The organism is Nocardia africana NBRC 100379 (assembly GCF_001612635.1).
Lineage (GTDB): Bacteria > Actinomycetota > Actinomycetes > Mycobacteriales > Mycobacteriaceae > Nocardia > Nocardia africana.
The window spans coordinates 343,586-363,795 of record NZ_BDAV01000011.1 but is presented as its reverse complement, the minus strand read 5'-3'; the positions used below and the strand labels follow the sequence as shown (position 1 = coordinate 363,795).

The 20,210-nt window shown below is 67.3% G+C and carries 23 protein-coding genes; 12 read left to right on the top strand and 11 right to left on the bottom strand.

The features are described from left to right. Positions 1-9 precede the first annotated feature (9 nt). From NA3_RS20745 to NA3_RS20730, 4 genes are read right to left on the bottom strand one after another with little or no spacing between them, the layout of a single operon-like run. Positions 10-309, bottom strand: coding sequence for an MmoB/DmpM family protein (locus NA3_RS20745; RefSeq protein WP_062965248.1), 300 nt, complete (start codon positions 307-309; stop codon positions 10-12). Then, the gene (locus tag NA3_RS20740; RefSeq protein ID WP_062965247.1) at positions 306-1,340 is read right to left on the bottom strand and encodes a ferritin family protein; all 1,035 of its coding nucleotides are present in this window, start codon (positions 1,338-1,340) and stop codon (positions 306-308) included. The genes NA3_RS20745 and NA3_RS20740 overlap by 4 nt, the downstream gene beginning before the upstream one ends. Before the next feature lie 31 nt (positions 1,341-1,371). Next, complete coding sequence (locus NA3_RS20735; RefSeq protein ID WP_062965246.1) at positions 1,372-2,145, bottom strand: 2-keto-4-pentenoate hydratase; 774 nt, start codon at positions 2,143-2,145, stop codon at positions 1,372-1,374. Next, entirely contained in the window at positions 2,142-2,945 is an 804-nt protein-coding gene (locus NA3_RS20730) for a 2-keto-4-pentenoate hydratase (protein WP_062965245.1), read from the bottom strand. The genes NA3_RS20735 and NA3_RS20730 overlap by 4 nt, the downstream gene beginning before the upstream one ends. A 197-nt stretch (positions 2,946-3,142) precedes the next feature. Here NA3_RS20730 and NA3_RS20725 point away from each other — a divergent pair, with 197 nt between their 5' ends. After that, positions 3,143-3,562 (top strand): hypothetical protein, encoded by a 420-nt coding sequence (locus tag NA3_RS20725; RefSeq protein ID WP_062965244.1) that lies wholly within the window; start codon positions 3,143-3,145, stop codon positions 3,560-3,562. Positions 3,563-3,769: 207 nt separating this feature from the next. After that, positions 3,770-4,555: an IclR family transcriptional regulator gene (locus NA3_RS20720; protein WP_062965243.1), complete on the top strand. Its 786-nt coding sequence runs from the start codon at positions 3,770-3,772 to the stop codon at positions 4,553-4,555. A 75-nt stretch (positions 4,556-4,630) separates the two neighbouring features. Here NA3_RS20720 and NA3_RS20715 read toward each other — a convergent pair whose 3' ends face one another. Continuing rightward, the gene (locus tag NA3_RS20715; protein ID WP_062965242.1) at positions 4,631-5,584 is read right to left on the bottom strand and encodes an AraC family transcriptional regulator; all 954 of its coding nucleotides are present in this window, start codon (positions 5,582-5,584) and stop codon (positions 4,631-4,633) included. A gap of 101 nt (positions 5,585-5,685) precedes the next feature. Between NA3_RS20715 and NA3_RS20710 the strand changes: the two genes are divergently transcribed. Together NA3_RS20710 and NA3_RS20705 are read left to right on the top strand one after the other, a co-directional pair. Then, positions 5,686-6,603: an MBL fold metallo-hydrolase gene (locus NA3_RS20710; RefSeq protein ID WP_062965241.1), complete on the top strand. Its 918-nt coding sequence runs from the start codon at positions 5,686-5,688 to the stop codon at positions 6,601-6,603. Positions 6,604-6,613: 10 nt separating this feature from the next. After that, entirely contained in the window at positions 6,614-8,080 is a 1,467-nt protein-coding gene (locus NA3_RS20705; RefSeq protein WP_218021865.1) for an MFS transporter, read from the top strand. 174 nt (positions 8,081-8,254) lie between these two features. Here NA3_RS20705 and NA3_RS20700 read toward each other — a convergent pair whose 3' ends face one another. Next, positions 8,255-9,811, bottom strand: coding sequence for an FAD-dependent monooxygenase (locus NA3_RS20700; RefSeq protein WP_062965240.1), 1,557 nt, complete (start codon positions 9,809-9,811; stop codon positions 8,255-8,257). Positions 9,812-9,855: 44 nt separating this feature from the next. On the opposite strand from NA3_RS20700, the gene NA3_RS20695 reads away from it, so the two are divergent. After that, on the top strand, positions 9,856-10,311 hold the full coding sequence (locus tag NA3_RS20695) for a MarR family winged helix-turn-helix transcriptional regulator (protein ID WP_062965239.1): 456 nt from the start codon (positions 9,856-9,858) through the stop codon (positions 10,309-10,311). On the opposite strand, the gene NA3_RS37010 is transcribed toward NA3_RS20695, so the two are convergent. Genes NA3_RS37010 through NA3_RS20685 form a run of 3 tightly spaced genes read right to left on the bottom strand, consistent with a single transcriptional unit; the run spans position 10,312 to position 12,190 of the window. Further along, entirely contained in the window at positions 10,312-10,467 is a 156-nt protein-coding gene (locus NA3_RS37010; RefSeq protein ID WP_157126579.1) for a hypothetical protein, read from the bottom strand. A 39-nt stretch (positions 10,468-10,506) separates the two neighbouring features. Further along, positions 10,507-10,893 (bottom strand): nuclear transport factor 2 family protein, encoded by a 387-nt coding sequence (locus tag NA3_RS20690; RefSeq protein WP_062965238.1) that lies wholly within the window; start codon positions 10,891-10,893, stop codon positions 10,507-10,509. 58 nt (positions 10,894-10,951) lie between these two features. Beyond that, entirely contained in the window at positions 10,952-12,190 is a 1,239-nt protein-coding gene (locus NA3_RS20685) for an MFS transporter (RefSeq protein WP_167355019.1), read from the bottom strand. Between the two features lie 91 nt (positions 12,191-12,281). Here NA3_RS20685 and NA3_RS20680 point away from each other — a divergent pair, with 91 nt between their 5' ends. Beyond that, entirely contained in the window at positions 12,282-12,860 is a 579-nt protein-coding gene (locus NA3_RS20680; protein ID WP_062965236.1) for a TetR/AcrR family transcriptional regulator, read from the top strand. 60 nt (positions 12,861-12,920) lie between these two features. Here the strand turns inward: NA3_RS20680 and NA3_RS20675 are convergent, their stop codons facing one another. Beyond that, the gene (locus NA3_RS20675; RefSeq protein ID WP_062965404.1) at positions 12,921-13,916 is read right to left on the bottom strand and encodes a helix-turn-helix transcriptional regulator; all 996 of its coding nucleotides are present in this window, start codon (positions 13,914-13,916) and stop codon (positions 12,921-12,923) included. Positions 13,917-14,029: 113 nt separating this feature from the next. On the opposite strand from NA3_RS20675, the gene NA3_RS20670 reads away from it, so the two are divergent. From NA3_RS20670 to NA3_RS20650, 5 genes are all read left to right on the top strand, one after another. Further along, complete coding sequence (locus NA3_RS20670; RefSeq protein ID WP_062965235.1) at positions 14,030-14,497, top strand: VOC family protein; 468 nt, start codon at positions 14,030-14,032, stop codon at positions 14,495-14,497. 61 nt (positions 14,498-14,558) lie between these two features. Continuing rightward, complete coding sequence (locus tag NA3_RS20665) at positions 14,559-15,581, top strand: aldo/keto reductase (protein WP_062965403.1); 1,023 nt, start codon at positions 14,559-14,561, stop codon at positions 15,579-15,581. A gap of 374 nt (positions 15,582-15,955) precedes the next feature. Next, complete coding sequence (locus NA3_RS20660; protein ID WP_062965234.1) at positions 15,956-16,603, top strand: DedA family protein; 648 nt, start codon at positions 15,956-15,958, stop codon at positions 16,601-16,603. A gap of 61 nt (positions 16,604-16,664) precedes the next feature. After that, positions 16,665-17,276 carry a GPP34 family phosphoprotein gene (locus NA3_RS20655; RefSeq protein WP_167355018.1) on the top strand — a complete coding sequence of 204 codons (612 nt, stop codon included), beginning with the start codon at positions 16,665-16,667 and terminating at the stop codon, positions 17,274-17,276. 79 nt (positions 17,277-17,355) lie between these two features. After that, complete coding sequence (locus NA3_RS20650; RefSeq protein ID WP_084491709.1) at positions 17,356-18,249, top strand: COG4705 family protein; 894 nt, start codon at positions 17,356-17,358, stop codon at positions 18,247-18,249. Between the two features lie 133 nt (positions 18,250-18,382). Here the strand turns inward: NA3_RS20650 and NA3_RS20645 are convergent, their stop codons facing one another. Next, complete coding sequence (locus tag NA3_RS20645; RefSeq protein ID WP_167355017.1) at positions 18,383-19,249, bottom strand: phosphatase PAP2 family protein; 867 nt, start codon at positions 19,247-19,249, stop codon at positions 18,383-18,385. Between the two features lie 191 nt (positions 19,250-19,440). On the opposite strand from NA3_RS20645, the gene NA3_RS20640 reads away from it, so the two are divergent. Further along, positions 19,441-20,163, top strand: a complete 723-nt coding sequence (locus NA3_RS20640; RefSeq protein WP_062965231.1) for an ABC transporter permease — start codon at positions 19,441-19,443, stop codon at positions 20,161-20,163. The last annotated feature ends 47 nt before the right edge of the window (positions 20,164-20,210 follow it).

The following is a 20,210-nucleotide window of genomic DNA, read 5'->3' as shown; positions in this document are numbered from 1 at the left end:
ACGTCTCCTTCAGTGTTCCCACTTGATCACGATCTCGTCCTCGTCCCATTCGGCGATGTTGCCGACGAGCGAGATGAGCGACAGCTGCAATTCCTGCGTGTCCCATTGCCTTCCGAGGAGTTCCTCGACAGTGCTGCGGCGGACGACCAGTTGCGGCGATACCTGAACCTTCACCATTCCCGGCATCCGCAGCACGGTGGCATCCGGGTTGTCGCGCTCGATCGCGTCGACGATCGTGCGTGACTCGTCCGTGTCCTGCAGGTCGACGCCCACGTTGCGGACGCGTCCCGCCGATGTTGCTCGTGTCATGCACCGACTCCGTTCCGGTCGAGGGCGAGGCCGAGCTTGTCGAAGGTCGCCTCCAACTCGGCGGCGTAGGTGTCTGCCGCCTCGACCGCGTCCGCGCGGCCGAGATCGGCATCGATGGCCTCTGCGATCGCACGCACCGCGGCGCGGGCTTGCGGATACCACCGGTCGACGATGTCTTTCAGGGCCACCCGATTCGACTCCCCGTGCTGCGGGTCGGCGGCCCACGCCCGCAGCAGGGCGGACAACCATTTCTGCTGGTCGTCGTACCACTGCAGGAAGTGCTGAGCGAGCAGGCTGTAGGCCATCGCACCATCGCCCAGAGCGCGTGCGTCGCAGTGCCGGAAGAGCAACGGGAACAGTTGCGCGTCCACGAGCTCCACAACCATCAGCGACACCGCGTAGTCGCGCTCGATCAGGGCGTGCTCGACGAGCTCACGCAGCGGCTGCAGCCGAGGGTTTTCCAGCCAGTGCTGCTTGGCCGCGACCAGCTTGTCGCCGCGGCCGCCGGCCATGGCGAGCCCGATCATGCTGTGCAGCTGCGCATTTCCGAGCCGGTCCATGCCGGCGTAGCCCATCGGCTGCGAGACGGTGGTTCCCCAGGCGAAGCGGCAGGCGTTGCTGGAGATCATCTGGGCGCCGCCCTCGTAGTGACGCAGTGGCAGCACGATCGTCTCGACCAACCGCTGCCAGGAGTCGGGCAGCGTGGTGAGCAGATTTCGGTCCTCGACGTACTTCAGGTCCTTCGCGAACCCCTCGTAGTGGTCGGCCCGGGCCGACACGTAGGTGTTGTAGTAGTACTGTCGCGGGTCGCTGTAGTCGTAGGGATCGGTGAGCTTCAACATCGAATAATTCGGGTCGAAAAGCTCGTGTTCGGGATCCCAGGTGGGCCGATAGTGGAAGTTCTCGCTCGGCTGCAGAGCGTAGGTCGCTTCCTGATACCGGCTCGCGGGCTTGTCGCCGAACCGGTCGATCAGGTGCCGGAAGGTGTTGCGGATCGGTTCGATGGTTTGAGTCCGCAGCTCGTATCCCATGTATTCCTCCTGTGTGATGCCGACCTGACGGTCAGGCGAATGCCTCGACGGTTCCGAGTCCGTCGAATTCGGCCGTGATGCAATGCCCAGCGCACAGCGGCAGCGGTGCGGTAAGCCCGCCGGAGAAGACCAGCGAGCCGGCCGGCAGCGTTTCGCCGCGTTCGGCGAGCCGGCGCACCAGCCACGCGACCGACGCCGCGGGGTGCCCCATCACCGCGGCGCCTGCAGCGGTGGCGACCACCTCGCCGTCGGCGCGCAGGACACAGCCGGTGAGGCGCAGATCTGCGACGGCGGTGGGTGACAGCGCGGTCGATCCGAGCAGAAAGCGTCCCGCGCTGCAGTTATCGGCGACAACGTCGGGGAGAGTGAACCGATAGTCGCGGTAGCGCGAGTCCAGGATGTCGAGCGCCGCGAAGACCGCCTCGGTGGCAGTGAGCACTTCGGTGATCGTTGCACTCCCGGCCAGCTCACGCCCGAGCAGAAACGCTATCTCGGGTTCGACCCGCGGCTGGATCAGCGTACCGAGATCGACGGGCTCGCCGTGGGGTGCCAGCATGCTGCGAGTAACCCTGCCGTACAGGGGATCCGACACACCCATCGCGAGCTGTTTGGCGCGACTGGTCAGGCCCAGCTTCGCTCCGACAACGGGATCACCGTCGTCGATCTTGCCCTGCACGAAACGAGCCTGCGCCGCGTAGGCGGTCGCGATGTCGAGATCGGGGATCGTGTCGGAGAAGGGTTCGATGGCCTTGCGTTCCCGCTCGGCTATGCGTAGTTCGGTCACGATCTGCCGCGACGTACTCACGCGCGTACCTCCGATCCGGAAAAGCGGGCCGTCACCGCACCCAGGTGCGCGAACTCGGCGCGGAATACATCTCCCGGCGCCACCGTCACCATTCGGTGCACCGCGCCCGGCAAGACGAGATCGCCCGCGCGCAAGCCGATTCCGAATTCGCAGAGTTTGTCGGCCAGCCACGCGACACAGCGCACCGGATTGCCCAGGACCGCCGCACCCGCGCCGGTCTCGATGACGGATCCGTTGCGGCTCAAGGCCATTCCGACGACCCGCAGGTCGAGATCCGCCACCTTCGTGAGCCGGCCGCCGAGGACGACTTTCCCGGAGGACGCGTTGTCGGAAATGGTGTCGGCCAGCGTGATTCGCCAGTCTGTCACACGACTGTCCACGATCTCGATCGCCGGTAGCACCCCGTCGATCGCTGCGAGCGCATGGGCGATTGTCACGCCGGGCCCCGCGAGATCGTGTTTCATCACGAATGCCATCTCGGCTTCCACGCGCGGCTGCACCATCTGGCCGAGGTCTATCTCGTCGCCGTCCTCGACGAACATGGTGTCGAGGAGGACGCCGAAGTCCGGCTCGTCGACGCCGAGCAGTTCCTGCATGGTGCGCGATGTCAGTCCGACCTTGCGTCCGCGGATATGCGCTCCGGCAGCGACACGCCGGTCGATGTTGTGCGTCTGGATCGCATACGCGTCGTCGACGCCGAGCCCGGGATGGGACCGCGTCAGTGGTTCGATCGGAACAGACGACCTGTCAGCATCCCAGAGCTTGTCGGCAAGCTCGGCTATCAGTGTGGTGTCCGTCATAACCACACGCTCTCCCGTATCGGCGCGCTGCCGGAAAAACGTTCCGCAGGACGGAACCACCAGTGCTGGAAACTGTTTCGCCTCCGCCGTGTTCCGCGAGCCGGAACGAAGGCAGGGCCGGGTTTGCCGCCGGGGCCAGACTCGAACGCACTGGGGCCCGATCCGATACTGCGGCCCGCGCAAGACAGGAGGTCACCATGACGTCGTTCGCGACCGACGTAGCCGCCGCACTCCATGCCCACGCAGGAACGCCGTCCTGGCCGGCGACCCGCCCGAGCATGCCGAAATCTCCGCAGCGCGGCGCCGAGGACCACATCGTATTGCGCACCGCCGCAGAACAATTGGTGGCCGAGGCGAATGCCGTCCTCGGCGCCGGCGGCCACCGGATCACCTTCGATGACGAGTCCGGGCCCGGCCGACTGGGCTTCCGGCTGGGTTTCGGCTCCGGCAGCGCACGCATCGTCACCACGTTCGTGCGCGACTACGCGATCACACGGTTACTCGGCGACGGACTGCGCAGCGCCGCACCCCGAGAACTCGCCGGGACCGCCGAACTTCACGCGCTGATCACCTTCCTGGTGGCCGACCCCTACGGCCGCACCACACCCGCCGGCTGAACGACCGCACCGCCCCGCCGCCGCGCGCGGTCCCGCAACAAGGATGTTCCGCATATCGGAACACCCACGGCAATGCGATCTGCATCACAGTATGCTGCCATCGTGATCGGTGACATATCGTCGATTCGCCCGTCATACCGCACTGGGACACGACGAGCGTCATCCATGGATGGGACGCAGCGACGCGTCTCAGGAGGCTGGAGAACCGTGGCACCATCGAACGCCGACCATGAGGACAAACGCCGAACCGTCGAGGGTGGACTCAAGTCCGTGGTCGCGGCCTTGGACCTGCTCGACTGCTTTCGCGAGGCGGAATCGCTGGGTGTGACGGATGTGGCGAGGCAGCTCGGAATCGGTAAGAGCTCGGCTCATCGACTATTGACCAGCCTCTGCGACCGCGGATACGCGGTCCAGGATCCGCGAACCGGCCGTTACCAGCTCGGACTGCACGTCTACGAACTCGGCCAGCTGGCCATCGGACGTTCTCAGATCCGCCAGCGCGCCATGCCGATTCTCGAGGACCTGCGCCGGCGCACCGGATTCACCATCCATCTTGCCGTCCCGGAGCGCGCGAACATCATCTATGTCGAGCGCCTGCACGCTCCCGGGCGCTTTCGGCAGATGGCCAACGTCAATTACTGTCTCCCGGCCCATCTGACCAGTTCGGGAAAGGCCATCGCGGCCTTCAATCCGCGCGTCGCCCAAGCGCGTCGGCTGGCGGGATTTCCGCCGATGACCACTGCCTCGATCCACGATGTCGCTCTCTTCGACGCCGTGCTCGACGATGTTCGCCGGCGCGGATTCGCCGTCAACGACGAGGAGGTGATGACCGGCATGACCGCAGTCGCGGCGCCGGTATGCGATCGCTCCGGCGTCGCCCACGCCGCCATATCACTGGTCGCCACGGCAGACGAACTGCGCGATCGCGTCGACTCCCCCGGCCGGCTCGTGGTCGCCGCTGCCACCAAACTGGCGCGGGCTGTCAACTTCTGACCAAGCACGTTTTAGGCCTATCTGCGATCGTGTGGGCACGACACCTTCAATCCGACCGGCCTGCGCAGGATCCGACTATCCGGCGAAGTGACGTGTGTCCGCGGCGGGCATGGCGCGGTCCCTGGCCGTCGTTCGGTACCGCCCCGGTGTGATGCCGAACTCCCGTTCGAAGGCGTGTGACAGCGCGTACGGGCTGCCGTAGCCCACCCGGCCCGCGATGGTGGCCAGGGTTTCCGACGTGTCCCGGAGCAGCGTGGCGGCGCGGATCAGTCGCCACCAGGTGAGATACGCCATCGGTGGGCGGCCGACCAGGCTGGTGAAGCGGCGGATCAGGGTGGGGCGGGACACGCCCGCCGCGGCGGCCAGGCGGTCGACTGTCCAAGCAGCGGATGGATCCGAGTGCAGCGCTCGCAGGGCGGCGGCGGTCACCGGGTCGCCCAGTGCGCCAGGCCAGGCACCGCTGGTGGCATCGGTCATCCAGGACCGGATCATGTAGACCAGGAGTAGATCGAGCAGGTTCGGCAGGGCGACACAGGAGCCGGGGCGCCGCTCGTCCAGTTCGCCGGCGAGCAGATCGATCGCGGCGCGCAGTTCCAGGTGCCTGCCCACCCGGCTGGGCAGGTGGACGACCTCGGGCAGTTCCGTCATCAGGGGGTGGATGCGGCTGCAGTCCAGCCAGTACCGGCCGCAGAGGATCTCCACCGCGTCGTGGTCGGGGTGTGCGCTTGCCGCCGGTTCCGCCAGCCAGTGCTCGAACGGCACAGCCTGGCTCACGGCGTTCGTCGGGTCGACCGGGGAGTCGGCGAGCACATGTCCCGTGCCGTGCGGCAGCAGCACCGCGTCACCCACGCCGATGGAGATCGGGCTACCGCCGTCGGGCAACAGCCAGCAGTTGCCCTGGAGAACGACGTAGAAGCCCGCCCCGTCGTAGGGGTCGCGCCGCGCGCACCACCGGCCGCTTCTGCGCACCCGGTGGGACCACGGGTGCCCGAGGTGCACCGCGGAGATTGCGTCGCTCACCACATCCATCCGCCCAGCCTATCTCTCGGGCAAAGGCATGATCCGATCGCTTATTTTTCTGATCAAATCGAGCATTGAGCAGATCGTTCGAGCGTTCCTAGGCTGCGTGTATGACGAATGAGAGCGTGTGGCGCATGATGCTGGGGGACGTTGAGGTGATTCGGGTCGTCGAATGGCACCGGCCCTTCGCGCCTACCGCCGCCATGTTCCCGGCGGCCGCTGCCGAGGTGTGGCAGGACAACGCGGACTGGCTGGTACCGGACCACTGGGAACCCGACAGCGCCCGGGCGGTGCTGGCGCTGCAAACGTGGGTGTTGCGTAGCGGTGGGCGCACCGTCCTGGTCGATACGGGGGTGGGCAACGAGCGCGAACGACCGGGCATGCCACCGTTTCACCGGTATCCGAGCGACCTTCTCGAGCTGCTGGCGCGGGCCGGTATCCGCCCGGAGAGCGTCGACGTCGTCGTCAACACCCATCTGCACGTCGACCACGTGGGTGGGAACACGGTCGACGTCGACGGGGAATGGGTGCCGGCGTTCCCCCACGCTCAGTACCTCATTCCGGCGGCCGACGATTTCTACTACGGTCCGGACAACGCGTACGGGAATGGTCGTCAGGTGGACGACCGGCTGATCTACCAGGACAGCATCGCGCCCGTTCACCGAGCCGGACAGGCCGTGCTGTGGGACGAGTTCTATCGCATCGACGACCACCTCACGGTGGAGTCCGCACCCGGTCACACGCCCGGCTCGTCGGTGCTGCGGCTCGCGTCCGGCGGCGACCGGGCAGTGTTCGTCGGCGATCTGCTGCACAGCCCGGTCCAGATCCTCCACCCCTCCTGCAACAGCAGCGCCTGCCTGGATCCCGCGCAGTCCGAGGCCAGCCGTCGCCGGATTCTCCACCGCGCGGCCGACCAACGGGAACTGCTCGTCCCCGCACACTTCGGCGGCGCGGGCGCGGTGGAGGTCCGACAGGAGAACGGTGGGTTCGCCCTCGGCCCATGGGCAGCGGACAATGCGACGAACTGAGCATCAGCCCGTGCGCGAGCCATTTCCGATCCGCGGATCCACTGTCATCACGCGCACATCGACCGTCCGGACTTCCACCGGACCGAGCGGGTTCGTCGTTGCGGTGCTCGCCTTCGTGGGCATCGTGGTCGCCGTGATGCAGACCCTGGTCGTCCCGGTGATGAAGGACCTGCCGCGCCTGCTGGACACCGAAGCCAGCAACGCGACCTGGGTCATCACCTCGACCCTGCTCTCCGGCGCCGTCACCACGCCGATCACCGGCCGCCTCGGCGACCTGTACGGCAAGCGTCGCATGGTGCTCTTCAGCCTGACCGTAATGGTCGTCGGCGCGCTCACCAGTGCTCTCACCAGCGAACCACTCGCCATGATCGCGGGCCGGACTCTCCAGGGCTGCGCGATGGGCGCAATACCGCTGGGTATCGGCCTGATGCGCGACATCCTCCCGCGCGACAAGCTCGGTTCGGCCATGGCACTGATGAGTTCCGCCATGGGTGTCGGCGGCAGCGTCGCGCTGCCCGCCGCCGCGCTGCTGGCCCAGCACACCGACTGGCATGCCCTTTTCTACGGTGCCGCCGGCCTCGGCGTCCTGTGCATCGTGCTGATCATCCTCGTCGTCCCCGAGTCTTCGGCCCGCGTGCCCGGTACTTTCGACGTCCTCGGCGCGCTGGGGCTGTCCACCGGTCTCGTGTTGTTCCTGCTGCCGGTCACCAAGGGCGGCGACTGGGGTTGGAACTCCGGCACCACCCTCGAACTGTTCGCCGCTGCGGCGATCGTGCTCGTGTTGTGGGCCAGTGTGGAGTTGCGTAGTCCGGCTCCGCTGGTGGACCTGCGCATAACGGCCCGCCGCGCGGTGCTGCTCACCAACCTCGCCGCGCTCATGGTCGGCGCCTCCTACCTGGTGGTCTCGCTGGTCCTGCCCCAACTGCTCCAACTGCCGACGACCACGGGTTACGGCCTGGGCCAGTCGCTGGTGGGCGCCTGCCTGCTCATCGCGCCGCTCGGCCTGACGATGCTGCTGATCACCCCCGGCTACGCCCCGCTGTCCGCGATGCTCGGCCCCAAGGGCACGTTGATCCTCGGAATGGCGATAATCGCGATCGGCTACGGCGTCGGCCTCGGTCTACTGCGCTCCCCCTGGCAGAGCCTGGTCATCACGGTGATCCTGGGCGTGGGCATCGGCCTCGCCTATTCCTCGCTGCCCGCCCTGATCGTCGGTGCGGTCCCCATCGGGGAGACGGGTGCAGCCAACGGCTTCAACACCCTGATGCGCTCGATCGGCGCGGCAGTCGCCAGCGCCGTCATCGGCGCGGTCCTCGCTGACACTGCGAAGGACGTGCACGGGATCGCCGTGCCGACCATGCTCGGCTTCCGCGTCTGCTTCCTGATCGCGGTAGGCGCGATGATGCTCGGCCTGCTCATCGCCGCCTTTCTGCCCCGGACCCACGCGATGCAGGAGTCCCCAGCCTCGACGACCTGATACGAGTCCAATTCACCTGGTGCAGAGCGTTATTCGATACCCCTCGCCTCCACGCGGGCGACCCTTCGTTCGAAAGCCGGCGCATCGGCGCCGGAGCCCAGTGCAGGCATCGATGCGACAGATCGGGCTCGTCGTCCCGTTCTGGCTGCGGCCCACCCCGGGCCGTGCCCGGCCTCACGAGACAGTTCCGGCGATCCGTGAGTCGGCGGGCGTGCCCAGCCATTGGTCGAGGGCGGCGGTCAGAGTGTTTGGGTCGGTGGGGCTATCGGCGGGGTTGACCCAGGCGACGTGGCCGTCCGGTCGGACGAATATCGCGTCACAGGCGGGGACCTCGCCGAACACGGGCAGTTTCCAACTGTTCGTCGTGAGCTCGGGATCGATCCGCGCCTCGATGTAGTCGACGCGATCCGCCCATACGGCAGGGGTGCCGGTCAGTCCGTCGGCGCCGAAGTTGATCAGCAGCGGTCGCGCGGGGCGCAGCAGGTCGAAAACAGTGGTGGTGCCGTGATCGGTGGACAGGGTGAAGTTCGGCATGCGCCGCCCGAGTAGCGGGTGAGTGTCGCCGAGCGGGTAGCGCAGGTCGAGCCCGCTGAGGATTCCGCTGAGCCGCAGGCATGTGTCGGGCACCGTGATCATGTCGGCCACCACCGCGCGTAGTGCGTCGTTCTGAGCGCCCGGTTTGATCAGCGCCGTTTGCGCTTTGGTCAGTTGCAACACGGTGGCTGCGATCGAGTGCCGTTCCTGGTGGTAGGTGTCCAGCAGCGTGTCCGGTGCTCCGGTGTTGAGCACGGCGGCGAGTTTCCAGCCGAGGTTTACCGCGTCCTGGATTCCGAGGTTCAAGCCCTGGCCACCGATCGGTGAATGGATATGTCCAGCATCACCGGCGAGGAAGACTCGTCCGTGCCGGTAGGAGGTGACCTGGCGGAATCCGTCCGAGAATCGTGACATCCACCGTGCCTCGCTCAGGCCGTAATCGGTACCCAAGCCATCGTGCATGACCTCGCGTAGCTCGTCGAGGGTGACCGGCGCGGAGCGGTCGGCGGGCGGGTTGGCCCGCATCAGGCTCAGCCGGAACCATCCCGGTTCGGCTCGCGAAATTTGGTATGTGCCGATGTGTTTGTTGCGTCCGAACACACCGTTGCCGTCGGGCGGCGAATCGAGCCGCACGTCACCGACCACCCACCACGACAGTGGCTCATCACCCGGGAACGGGATCCGGCAGATCCGGCGCACCGTACTGTGGCCGCCGTCGGTGCCGACGAGATAGTCCGCGCGGATCGTGCTCGGGCCCGCCGGCCCGTCCACGAACACCTCGACGCCCTGATCGTCCTGGCGCAGGTCGACCACGGTGGTCGACCATGCGAATCGAGCGCCGAGGTCCACCGCATGTGCGGTGAGGATCCGTTCGGTGTGGTGCTGCGGAAGAATCAGCGCCGAAGGCCAGTCCGGGTCGAAATTGTGTGGTGCCATCGGTATTCCGGAGAACAGGACGCCCGGAAGCACCTTGCCGCGGCTGAGGAACTTCTCCGCCAGCCCGCGCTGGGTGAAGATCTCGACGCTGCGCGCGTTGATGCCGGGTGCGCGCGATTCGCCGACGGTTCCCGACGCGCGCTGTTCCACCACGACCACGTCCACGCCGCCCAAGCGCAGCTCTGCCGCCAACATCAGACCGGTCGGACCCGCACCGGCGATGACAACTTGGGCTGTGGATGTTGAAGAACTAGAATTCATAGGATCCTATGTAATACTAGATAGGCTCCTATGTAAAGGATGGTATGGCCCCGCTCTCCGCTCCCAGCCTTGCTCAGTTGATCAACCGCGCCGCCCGCGCATTCGCGCGCGATGCCGACAACATGCTCAGACCGCTCGGCTTGCGCTATGCGCAGGTACCGGCGCTCGCACTGCTGAACGAAGGGGTCGAGCTGACCCAGAAAGAACTCGCCGAAGCCACCGGTATCGAACAGCCCTCCATGGCGCAGCTACTCGCTCGGATGGATCGCGACGGCCTGATCCGCCGCAAACCCAACCCACACGACGCGCGCAGTCAGACGATCCAGCTGGCCGGCGGGGCCGAGGCTCGGCTCACCGAGGCACATGAACACCTTGTCGCCCTCGACCAGCGGGCCGTCGCAGGATTCACGGCCGACGAGATCGCCACCTTGAGGCATTTGCTGACCCGGCTCGGCGACAACCTCGACCGACGAAACGACCCCTTCCCGGATCCAAGCTGATCAGCCGGCAACAGCCGTGCCCGGCACGGGCTCGGCCGCTTCTTCCGAGCTTTCGACCATCCTGCAGGCTCTGGCAACCGGCTCGGCCGCTGTGCGGTAGCTGCCGGTCGAAGTGGAGGCAGCCGGAATCTCCATGATCTCCTCGTTCGACTTCACAGCTGTCGCTGACCGAGCGGTGGCTCGCGATGGGTGTTATCAGTCGAGTTGGGCTCGGAAGATGGCTCGGTTGAAGTAGGCGCGTGCTTCCCGGATGAGGCCGTCCTCGTCGAGGTCGTAGATGTTGATGCCCGACCAGTTCACCGGCGTTCCTGCGCCGGTGACGGCGGCGCCGGTCCAGGAGACCGCGACGGAGTTGCCGACGGTGTGGGCTTCGCGGGGAGTGAGGCCGAGGAAGGGACTGAAGTTCGGCAGCACCGAGGCGATGAACTCGCGGATTGCGGTGCGGCCCAGGATCGGCGGTTCTCCCACCGGATCATGGAAGACGCCGTCGGTGGCGAATGTGTCGGCCCAGGCGTCGGCGTCGCCGGACTGGGAAGCGGTGAAGAACTGCATCACGGCAGCGGGCATCGCGGGCATGGTCATTGTGGTGATCTCCTTGCAATGGGGGTGTTGATGGAGGGTTCCGGGAAGTCGTTGGGGCTCAGGCGGAAACCGCCGTGCGATGTCGACGGTCGTAGCGTCGTGCGAAGGGCAGGACCGTCAGTCCGATGGCGGCGAGGCCTGCTTGGAGACCGCAGACTCCGGGCCAGCCGAAGCCCGCGTAGCAGGCTGCGGCCAGGGCGGCGCAGATCGCACCGCTGAGGAAGACCGTGACCATGTAGACGGTGTTGGCGCGACTGCGCGCCTGGGCCAGATAGGCGAAGATGCGGGCCTGGTTGGCGATCTGGCTCCACTGCACCGCGATATTGACCGTGACGATCGCTACCACCATGAACGCCAGCACGGTGCGGCCCAGCGTGTAGGCCCCAGCTGAGAGCAGCGTCAGCAGCAGCGCGGCGGTGATGATCGGCAAGGGGCCACGCCTGTCGATGAACCGCCCTGCCCACGGTGCCGCAAACGCGCCGGCCAGGCCGAGTACCCCGAACAATCCCGCGGTGGCGGTGCTGAAGTGATAGGTCTCGTGGGTCAGCGTCAGTACCAGCGAGGTCCAGGTGGCGTTGTAGGCGCCGAACAGGCTCGCATGCAGCAGACACGAGTGCCGCAGGGCGGGTTCGGCCCGCACCAGCCGAAGCAGCGAGGCGAGCAGGCGGCCGTAGCCCAGCGTGGTCGCGCGAGTCGGCTCACGCGGAATCAATGTCACCGTCAGCAGTCCCGACGCTGCAGTGAGGACGGCGGCCAGCACGTAGACCGCGCGCCACCCGAACACGTCGCCCACTGCGCCGCCGATCACGCGAGAGCCGATGATGCCGGTCATCAGCCCGATCTGAACTCCCGCCACGACCGAGGCGCGCCGGTGCGGTGGGGCCAGCTCGGCAGCCAACGGCACCAATACCTGTGGGACGACAGTGAACCCTCCCACCAGCGCCGCTGCCGCCGCTAGCAGAGACAGCCCAGGCGCGGCCGCGGCGAGCAGCAGCGCGATCACCGTCGCGCTCAGCATCACCATCAGCAGCGGACGACGGCGACGGACATCGCCCAACGGCACCAGGAACAGAATCCCTGCCGCGTACCCGAACTGCGCGCATGTCACCACCACCCCCGCCGACGAGGGCGCGACACCCAACCCCTGGGCGAACAACGTCAGCAGTGGCTGCGCCAGGTACACATTGGCCACCGTCACTCCACTACAGATCGCCATCACCGCGAACAGCAGTGGGCGCACTGCAATACCGGTATCGGCGGACGGCCGGTCGGATGTCGGCTCTTCGGTCGTGGTCATCACCATCTCCCAAACGATCGAACTAGTTCGTTCGGATGCTAGGAGCAGTGGCACGCGCTGTCAAACGAACCAGTTCGTTACAATTGCGCAGGTGGCATACGACTCAGCGGCAACAAAGGAACGCATCCTCACCGCGGCGGCAGCCGAATTCGCCGCCCACGGTGTCGCCGGAGCTCGCGTGGATCGGATTGCGGCCACCGCCAAAGCCAACAAACGAGCCATCTACGACTACTTCGGCGACAAGCAAGCGCTGTTCGCGGCTGTGTTGGAGCGGTTGATGACCGACCTGGCCGAAGCGGTGCCACCTGGTGACGATGCCGACCTGGGCGCGTACGCCGGAGCACTGTTCGACTACCATCGCGCCCATCCCGAAGCCCTGCGACTGCTGCTGTGGGAAGCGCTGGAAATGGGCGAGGACACCGTTCCCGACGAACAGGCGCGCACCCGGCACTACCTCGACAAAATCAGTGCCGCCGAGATCGCAACCCGCACAGGCAACCACGATCCGCGTACCGTGTTGTTCTTCACCCTCGGTCTCGTCGGCTGGAGCCTTGCCATGCCGCAGCTGCGTCGCATGATCCTCGGACCCGACTACACGCCCGAACAGCTCCGCCAAGCTGTGTCCTCCGCAGTACGCGCGCTCACCGACCGGCCGTCCTCCGATACGTAAATCTCCACCGGACTTCCCCGCCCTGCGGACCATCAATCGGCTGCGGACTCGTCGAAGCAATCACCGGCACCCGGTTCCCGCGGCGCGCCCGGCGCGACGGGACAGTTCCGCGAACGCCGCACGCAGCTCCGGTGGTCCGGTCACCTCGATCTCGGTGTCGAAGCGGGCCAATGCCGCCGCGAGGGCGGTCCAAGACCACGACCCCGCCGTCAGCCTGGTTCTGGCGGGGCCGAGTTCCTCGACGACGCCGTCGCCGGCGAACGGGGTCACCTCCGTTATGGGCAGGTCGAGGATTACTTCGCCGCGGCAGGGCCAGACGTCCGCGCCCTCAGAACCTTTGAACCGGGCCGACAGGAACGTGGCTACATCGCCACCCGGCACGTCCCGGGGCGTAAAGCGTGGGCCGTTGGGGACTCGCAGTGTCATTCGGTCGGCGCGAAAGGTCCGCCAGTCGCCGCGGTCGGGATCCCAGCCGACGACATACCAGCGTCCGGCCCGCACCGCCAGGTGGTGGGGCTGCACCCGGCGGGGCGCGCGCGGCCCGGCGTCCTCGGGTTGTCCCGGTGAGCGGTAGTCGAACCGCAGTTCCTCGCCCGCTCGGACCGCGGCGCTCAGCTCGAGCAGCATGACCGGGTCGACCTGGGGATCGGTTCGGTGGCCGGCCCAGCTGATCTCGAGAGCGTCGACACGCTGGCGCAACCGCGACGGCAGCACCTGCCGCACGGTGGCCAGGGCACGCGCGGCCGCCTCCTCGATGCCCGCGCCCGTCCCGACGGCGATCCGCAGCGCCACGGCCAGCGCGACGGCCTGCTCCTCGTCGAACAGCAGTGGCGGGATGTGACTGCCCGCTTCGAGCCGGTAGCCGCCGTCGGGGCCCTTGACCGCCCGGACGGGGTAACCCAGCTCGCGGAGCCGGTCGACGTCGCGGCGCACGGTCCGCTCGCTGACGCCCAGCCGCTCGGCGAGCAGACCACCAGGCCAGTCCCGCCGGGCCTGCAGCAGCGACAGCAGCGACAGCAGCCGGCTGGAGGTCGTCGTCGAGGAGGCGGTCGGCATGGTTTCCACCCTGCCACGAGTAGCGGACGTTCTCTGACCGCTACTGCGTGCATTGTCGTTCCTGTCGCCGGAAACCTCCGGCGCCCGAACTACTCCCGAAGGATCGGAACACCATGTCGCTCAACGCTGTCGCCCACCTGAACTTTCACGGCCAGGCCCGTGAAGCCCTGGAGTTCTACCAGTCGGTGTTCGGCGGGCAGCTCACCGTCGCCACCTATTCCGACTTCGGGATGCCCGCGGATCTGCCCGGCTCCGACCACGTCGTGTTCGGCCAGGTCGTTGCCGACAACGGCTTCCAGGTCATGGCCTACGACGTGCCCGGCGAGCACACCCCGGCCGCTCCGGGCACGCCCACCACGCGTCGTGAGAACGGCACCACGATCACCGAGGAGCCGTTCTTCCTCTCCGTCCGTGGCGAGAGCATCGAAGAGGTCACCCCGGTGTGGGAGGGTCTCGCCAAGGGCGCGACCGTGATCGAGGAGTTCGGTCCTGCGCAGTGGGCGCCCGCCTTCGGGATGCTCGCCGACCGCTTCGGCGTCACCTGGATCGTCGACGTCGCCGCCGAATACGCCCAGGGCTGACCCATCTCCACCAGGAGTGCGGCCGGTCGCGGCCGCACTCCTCTACCGCCGCAGGAGAATCATGCACACTCGCCCGCTCGGCCGAACCGGCATCCAGGTCAGCGCTTATGCCCTGGGCACGATGATGTTCGGCCCCTACGGCAACCCCGATGCCGACGACTGCGTGCGCATCGTCCATCGCGCCCTCGACGGCGGCATCAACTTCATCGACACCGCCGACGTCTACGGCGGCGACGGTACGTCCGAGACGATCCTCGGCAAGGCCCTGCGCGGCCGCCGCGACGATGTCGTGCTGGCCACGAAGTTCAACGGCCCCATGGGTTCCGATCCCAACCGGCGAGGCAACTCCCGCCGCTGGATCGTTTCCGCGGTCGAAGGGTCGCTACGCCGCCTGGGTGTCGACCACATCGACCTCTACCAGACCCACCACCCCGACCCTGGCACCGACATCGAGGAAACCCTCAGCGCGCTGACCGACCTCCTGCGCGCAGGCAAAATACGGGCGATCGGCCATTCCAACCTGCCCGCGTCGGAGATCGTCGAAGCCCAGTGGGTGGCCGAACGACGCGGGCTGGCACGCTTCCGCTCCGAGCAACCGCACTACTCGATTCTCAACCGCGGGATCGAACGCGAGGTCCTGCCGGTCTGCCAGCGCTACGGGCTGGGTGTCCTGGTGTGGAGTCCGCTCGCGATGGGCTTGCTCGCCGGTCGCCTCCGCAAGGGCAGCACGGAAACGCCGTCGGCCGGGCGCCTGCACTGGGCACCGCAGCACATGACCGACGAACGCAAACTCGACGCCGTCGAAGCACTCGCCCGGATCGCCGAACAGGCCGGGCTGTCGCTGCCCCACCTCGCGCTGGCGTTCGTGACCGCCCACCCAGCGGTTACCTCGGCGATCATCGGGCCGCGCACGCCCGAGCAGCTCGACGACCTGCTCGCCGGAGCCGGCACCCTCCTCGACGACGACCTGCTCGACCACATCGACGAGATCGTCCCGCCGGGAACCGACATCGGACCGGTCGACGTCGCCTATGTCCCACCGGCCCTCGCGCACCACCGGACGACACGGTCGAAGACGCCGTAGACGCACTCGGGATCGGTCTGCCCGACCGTCCGAACCCGTAATCGGCGATAAGCGGTGAGCTGCGGGATTCGGTCGTCTCGTCCGCAGATGCCTCAATCGGTCGTGCCGGCGTGTGCGGCGATGATTCGCAGAACGCCCAACGCGCTCGCGGACCTTCTGCAGCCGCATACCGACTCCGTCCGAGTTCGCTACTCCATGACCTCCCCGATCGTGGGCGATGGGGCCCGATCTCGTGCATCTCTCTCAGCGTGATCACAGCCGGGCTCTGCCATGGTGGCCTCGACACCGCATCCGGTGTCGTCGATCGCCACGCCCGGTTCGTCCGTGGTGGCGTGCCTCGACCGAACAGTCTCCGCAGAAAGTCCACCGTCGAAATGCAACATCTGATCCTCACCTACGGACTTGTCGCCATCGTGGTGTTGATGGCGGCCGAATCGGCGTGTATTCCGATCCCCTCGGAGGTGACGATGCTGCTCGGCGGTGCGCTGGCCGCCGGGGCGGTCGGCGGTGCGCACCCCAATCTGGTGGCTGTGATCGTCGCCGGCACGCTGGGCAATGTCGCGGGCAGCTATCTGGCCTGGCTGGCGGGACGGTGGGGTGGGCGCCCTGCCCTGCATCGGTGGGGCCGATACGTACTGCTGCGCACCGAAGAGGTCGATCGCGCGCAGGAGTGGTTCGACCGGCACGGGCGCGCGGCCGTGTTCTGGGCCCGGCTGCTCCCCGGGATTCGCACATTCATCTCGTTGCCCGCCGGGATCGCCGAGATGCCCGGCATGCGGTTCGGGATCTACACCGTGGCCGGCTGCCTGCCGTGGACCGCGGCCCTCGCGATCGGCGGCTATTTCGCGGGCGCGAATTGGCGCCATGTCGAGGACGTGCTGCGTGGCCCGAGCTACGCCGTCGCGGCGGTCGTGGGTCTGGCGATCGTGACGGCCGGGGTGTTGTATCTGCGACGGCGCTCACGCCGGCAAGCCGGTCCGGCCGGCGCCGTCGACGTCCAGCCGGACAGAACCGCCCGATGAGATGTCACCGGCGCCACGGCCTCTCAGCGATTCCACAGCCGCCTCGCGCCAGGGTGAGGGCATGAGTCCGATTACCCACGACCTGTTGTGGCTGCTGCTCGACGACGACACCGGTCGGCTCGTGATCGACAGGCGTACCGCCGGCCTCGCAGTAGCCGTCGCCGCTTCCGCCGACAACGCCGACGGCGCGGTGCACTCCCGGCGGACCGTGTCACCGCAGCGGCTTCGCCGCCGGTCACTGGATGCCTTGCACGCCGCCCACCGGGTGCGCCGAGACCGGATCAGGCTCGGCGGCATGATCTTTCGCACGACATGGCCCACCACGGATCTGCTCGGCAAACAAGCCCTGCGCTGCGCACTGCACCGCGCCCTGTTCGACGCCCAGCCCGCCGACGACACCACGCGGGCGTTGATCGCGATCCTGCACACGGCGGGCGCTCTGGCCATCCAGTGCCCGCGGTGGCCGAACCGTGAAACCGCTTACTGGGCACGGCAATTCATCGCACAGCACGACGACTGCCGTCGACTCGCCGGATCGCTGGCTCGGATCGAACGGGAGGCACTCGCCGACTCCCTCGGCTTCGGAACGCGCCCGTTGTTCGCCGCACGGTCGGGCCGATCCGCGCCGGGTCCCGGCACGAACATGCCTGCCGCGTCCGCCTCGCAGTACTAGTTTCACAGCGTCTTCTCAGCAGCTGTGGCGCAGAATGCGCCACTGTATGCCCGCTTCGACGAAGGAATCGTCTACGTCCATGACAGTGCAGACAGACAACGCGTTCACCCACTACAAGCTGCCGCAGATCACCGTCATGTTCTGGGTGCTCAAGATCGCCGCCACCACCCTGGGCGAAACCGGTGGCGACATGATCTCGCAGACCTTGAAGCTCGGATACGTCGCGGCAACGGTGTTGTTCCTGGCGATCTTCGTGGTCAGCCTGCTCGCGCAACTGCGGGCCCGCCGTTTCCATCCCGCCCTGTATTGGACCGTGATCGCCGCAACCAGCACCGCGGGCACCACCATGTCGGACCTGATCAACCGTGGGCCGGGACACGGCACCTCCACCGACGGTGGGCTCGGCTACGGCGCCGGCGCGGCCATCCTCATCGCGGGACTGGCGATCGTGTTCGTCGTCTGGAAATTCAGCGGACAAACCTACGACGTCACCAACATCACCACTTTCCGGGGTGAACTGCTGTACTGGGCTGCGATCCTGTTGTCGAACACCCTCGGCACCTCCACCGGCGATTTCCTGTCCGACAGCTCCGGGCTCGGCTATTGGGGCAGCGCTCTACTCATCGGCGCGGTCATGGCCGCCATCCTGGCCGCTCACTACTTCACGAAAATCCCCGGCCCACTGCTGTTCTGGATCGCGTTCATCCTCACCCGCCCCCTCGGGGCCACCGGCGGCGACCTGTTGTCCAAACCCCGCACCTCCGGCGGCCTCGGTTTGGGCACCTACGGCACCTCCGCGGTCCTGTTCGCGATCCTGGTCCTGGGCATCGCCTACACCCACTGGCGCCGGCAACGCGACCGATCCACCGCCGAGTTCGAACCCGTCCTCGCCGCGGACCGTACAGACGCCGCCGGCGTGCCACCGGCCGCGGATTCCGATGCGGCCGAGCCCCTATCACAGCGACGGGGCTGATTCGGATCCACGTGAGACTCCCGCTCCACCACATGTCGCAGGTGGAGCGGGAGTCATTGTTCGCCGAGGCGACAGCCGGCACGGTTTCGAAGCTGCGGCATCCTCAGGGTGTGTCGATCTTGCGACGCAGGAATCACTTCCTCGCCTCGGCCTCCGCGCTGCCTGCGGAAAAAGACGGCTCGTCCTCAACGGAACTCCGTTCCGCGGGCGACTCGTCACCGGGCTGATCCGGCGAAGCGCTGAGGACCGGCCCCCGCCCGGACCGACGCCGCTCACCGGCGGTCGTAGGAGACAACCAGATCAGCACTGTCGTCGCCGCCAGTGTGACAGCCGTCCCGAGCATCGCACCCCCGACCACATCGGTGAGCCAATGAACTCCCAGGTACAACCGTGTGGCCGCGACCACAGCCACGATCACGGCGGCCGAGACACTCGCGAGCGCGCAGCGCGCACGCCCGGGCCGCGCCAGCACACACAGGACCAGCACGGCACCGACCAACGCCGTGGTACCCGTGGTGTGGCCCGAAGGAAACGAGTAGTCCGATTCCGCGGTCAGGTGCAGAACAGCCGGGGGGCGGTCCCGCCCGACCACATACTTCATCGACGTGCTGGCGACAGCCGCGAAACCGACTGTGCCGACGATGAATACAGCCGGAACGGCACTGCGTCGCCGCCAGGCGAACACCGCGGAAAACACTACCGCCACCGCAGCCACACCGACGGGACTACCGATATCGGTGATCGCGCGCGCAAGAGCCGTAGCGGTGCCGTTGCGATGTTCGACGAACCACCGCAACGTCGCCGCATCGGCACCGGTAACCCATCCGGAATCCGCGACCTGCACCGTCATTACCATGAACAGCGCCGCAACGACCGAGGTCCGCAACGCCCACCACCCGCCCCGTACTCCCGAGGCCGACGAATCGACGACCCGGCCGACCAGGATCGACACGACCAGGGCCGCCGTACCGACAGCGGCCGCACCGATCGCGACTTCCATGCTCGACGATTCCGTGCGTATTTCGTCCACAAAACCCTGGAGAACCTCGACAACCGCAGACACATGCTTAGTGTCGCGAAACAACGCTGTGGAAACGCTGAGCGTCGCACAGCCGGCCCCCATGGTCGGCCGCCTCAGGGTTCCCGGGGCTGCAGCAGAAGGTGGGAACAGTGAGCGTCGCATCGCCCGGAATGAGTTTGGCGGTTGTGTGTCTGCTTCTGATCGCCGCATCGGCAGCGGTATACCGGCTCGCATACCTCGGGTCGGCGCTGGTCGTGCCCGGTGCGGCCGTTCGCGCGATCGTCCAACTGAGTGTGGTCGCGCTGGTGCTCGCCGCCGCCCTGCGCCATCTCTGGTCCTCGTTTCTCGTTCTGGGCGTGATGTTCGCGGCCGCGGTGGTCACCTCCGCTCGCCGAGCACGAGCGGGGCGCTCCGGAACATGGCTGGCCGCAGCGCTCGCGACCGGATGGGCTGCCGTCCTTCCGGTGATGCTCGTCAGCGGCGTGGTTCCCCTCGCGGGGGTTGCGGTCGTCCCGGTCGGTGGCATCATTCTCGGCGGCGCCATGACCGCGACCTCGCTGGCGGCACGCCGTGCGCTGGACGCCGTTCACGACCGACGCGGCGAGGTCGAGGCAGCCATGAGCCTGGGTTTCACCGACCGCCACGCACGCCTGGAGATCATCCGATCCACCGCGGCCGACGCCCTCTTACCCGGCGTCGACCAAACCCGCACAGTCGGATTGGTCACGCTCCCCGGGGCATTCGTCGGCGTGCTCCTCGCCAGCGGCTCCGCCGGCCGCGCGGCCGCGGTTCAAATCCTCGTCCTCCTCGGCCTGCTCCTCGCGCAATCCTGTGCGGTCGCGGTCACCATCGAACTCGTCGCCCGAGGCCGAATCCGACGACACCAGCGGTGAACACCGCTAAAGATCCGTATGGATTGTCAGCAGGACCTTGCGGCCGA

What these genes read in the sequence shown, in the direction of transcription:
- NA3_RS20745 (WP_062965248.1), bottom strand. Translation starts at nt 309, where the DNA reads ATGACACGAGCAACATCGGCGGGACGCGTCCGCAACGTGGGCGTCGAC.
- NA3_RS20740 (WP_062965247.1), bottom strand. Translation starts at nt 1,340, where the DNA reads ATGGGATACGAGCTGCGGACTCAAACCATCGAACCGATCCGCAACACC.
- NA3_RS20730 (WP_062965245.1), bottom strand. Translation starts at nt 2,945, where the DNA reads ATGACGGACACCACACTGATAGCCGAGCTTGCCGACAAGCTCTGGGAT.
- NA3_RS20725 (WP_062965244.1), top strand. Translation starts at nt 3,143, where the DNA reads ATGACGTCGTTCGCGACCGACGTAGCCGCCGCACTCCATGCCCACGCA.
- NA3_RS20715 (WP_062965242.1), bottom strand. Translation starts at nt 5,584, where the DNA reads ATGGATGTGGTGAGCGACGCAATCTCCGCGGTGCACCTCGGGCACCCG.
- NA3_RS20710 (WP_062965241.1), top strand. Translation starts at nt 5,686, where the DNA reads ATGACGAATGAGAGCGTGTGGCGCATGATGCTGGGGGACGTTGAGGTG.
- NA3_RS20700 (WP_062965240.1), bottom strand. Translation starts at nt 9,811, where the DNA reads ATGAATTCTAGTTCTTCAACATCCACAGCCCAAGTTGTCATCGCCGGT.
- NA3_RS20695 (WP_062965239.1), top strand. Translation starts at nt 9,856, where the DNA reads ATGGCCCCGCTCTCCGCTCCCAGCCTTGCTCAGTTGATCAACCGCGCC.
- NA3_RS20690 (WP_062965238.1), bottom strand. Translation starts at nt 10,893, where the DNA reads ATGACCATGCCCGCGATGCCCGCTGCCGTGATGCAGTTCTTCACCGCT.
- NA3_RS20685 (WP_167355019.1), bottom strand. Translation starts at nt 12,190, where the DNA reads ATGACCACGACCGAAGAGCCGACATCCGACCGGCCGTCCGCCGATACC.
- NA3_RS20675 (WP_062965404.1), bottom strand. Translation starts at nt 13,916, where the DNA reads ATGCCGACCGCCTCCTCGACGACGACCTCCAGCCGGCTGCTGTCGCTG.
- NA3_RS20670 (WP_062965235.1), top strand. Translation starts at nt 14,030, where the DNA reads ATGTCGCTCAACGCTGTCGCCCACCTGAACTTTCACGGCCAGGCCCGT.
- NA3_RS20665 (WP_062965403.1), top strand. Translation starts at nt 14,559, where the DNA reads ATGCACACTCGCCCGCTCGGCCGAACCGGCATCCAGGTCAGCGCTTAT.
- NA3_RS20660 (WP_062965234.1), top strand. Translation starts at nt 15,956, where the DNA reads ATGCAACATCTGATCCTCACCTACGGACTTGTCGCCATCGTGGTGTTG.
- NA3_RS20655 (WP_167355018.1), top strand. Translation starts at nt 16,665, where the DNA reads ATGAGTCCGATTACCCACGACCTGTTGTGGCTGCTGCTCGACGACGAC.
- NA3_RS20650 (WP_084491709.1), top strand. Translation starts at nt 17,356, where the DNA reads ATGACAGTGCAGACAGACAACGCGTTCACCCACTACAAGCTGCCGCAG.
- NA3_RS20645 (WP_167355017.1), bottom strand. Translation starts at nt 19,249, where the DNA reads ATGGAAGTCGCGATCGGTGCGGCCGCTGTCGGTACGGCGGCCCTGGTC.
- NA3_RS20640 (WP_062965231.1), top strand. Translation starts at nt 19,441, where the DNA reads ATGAGTTTGGCGGTTGTGTGTCTGCTTCTGATCGCCGCATCGGCAGCG.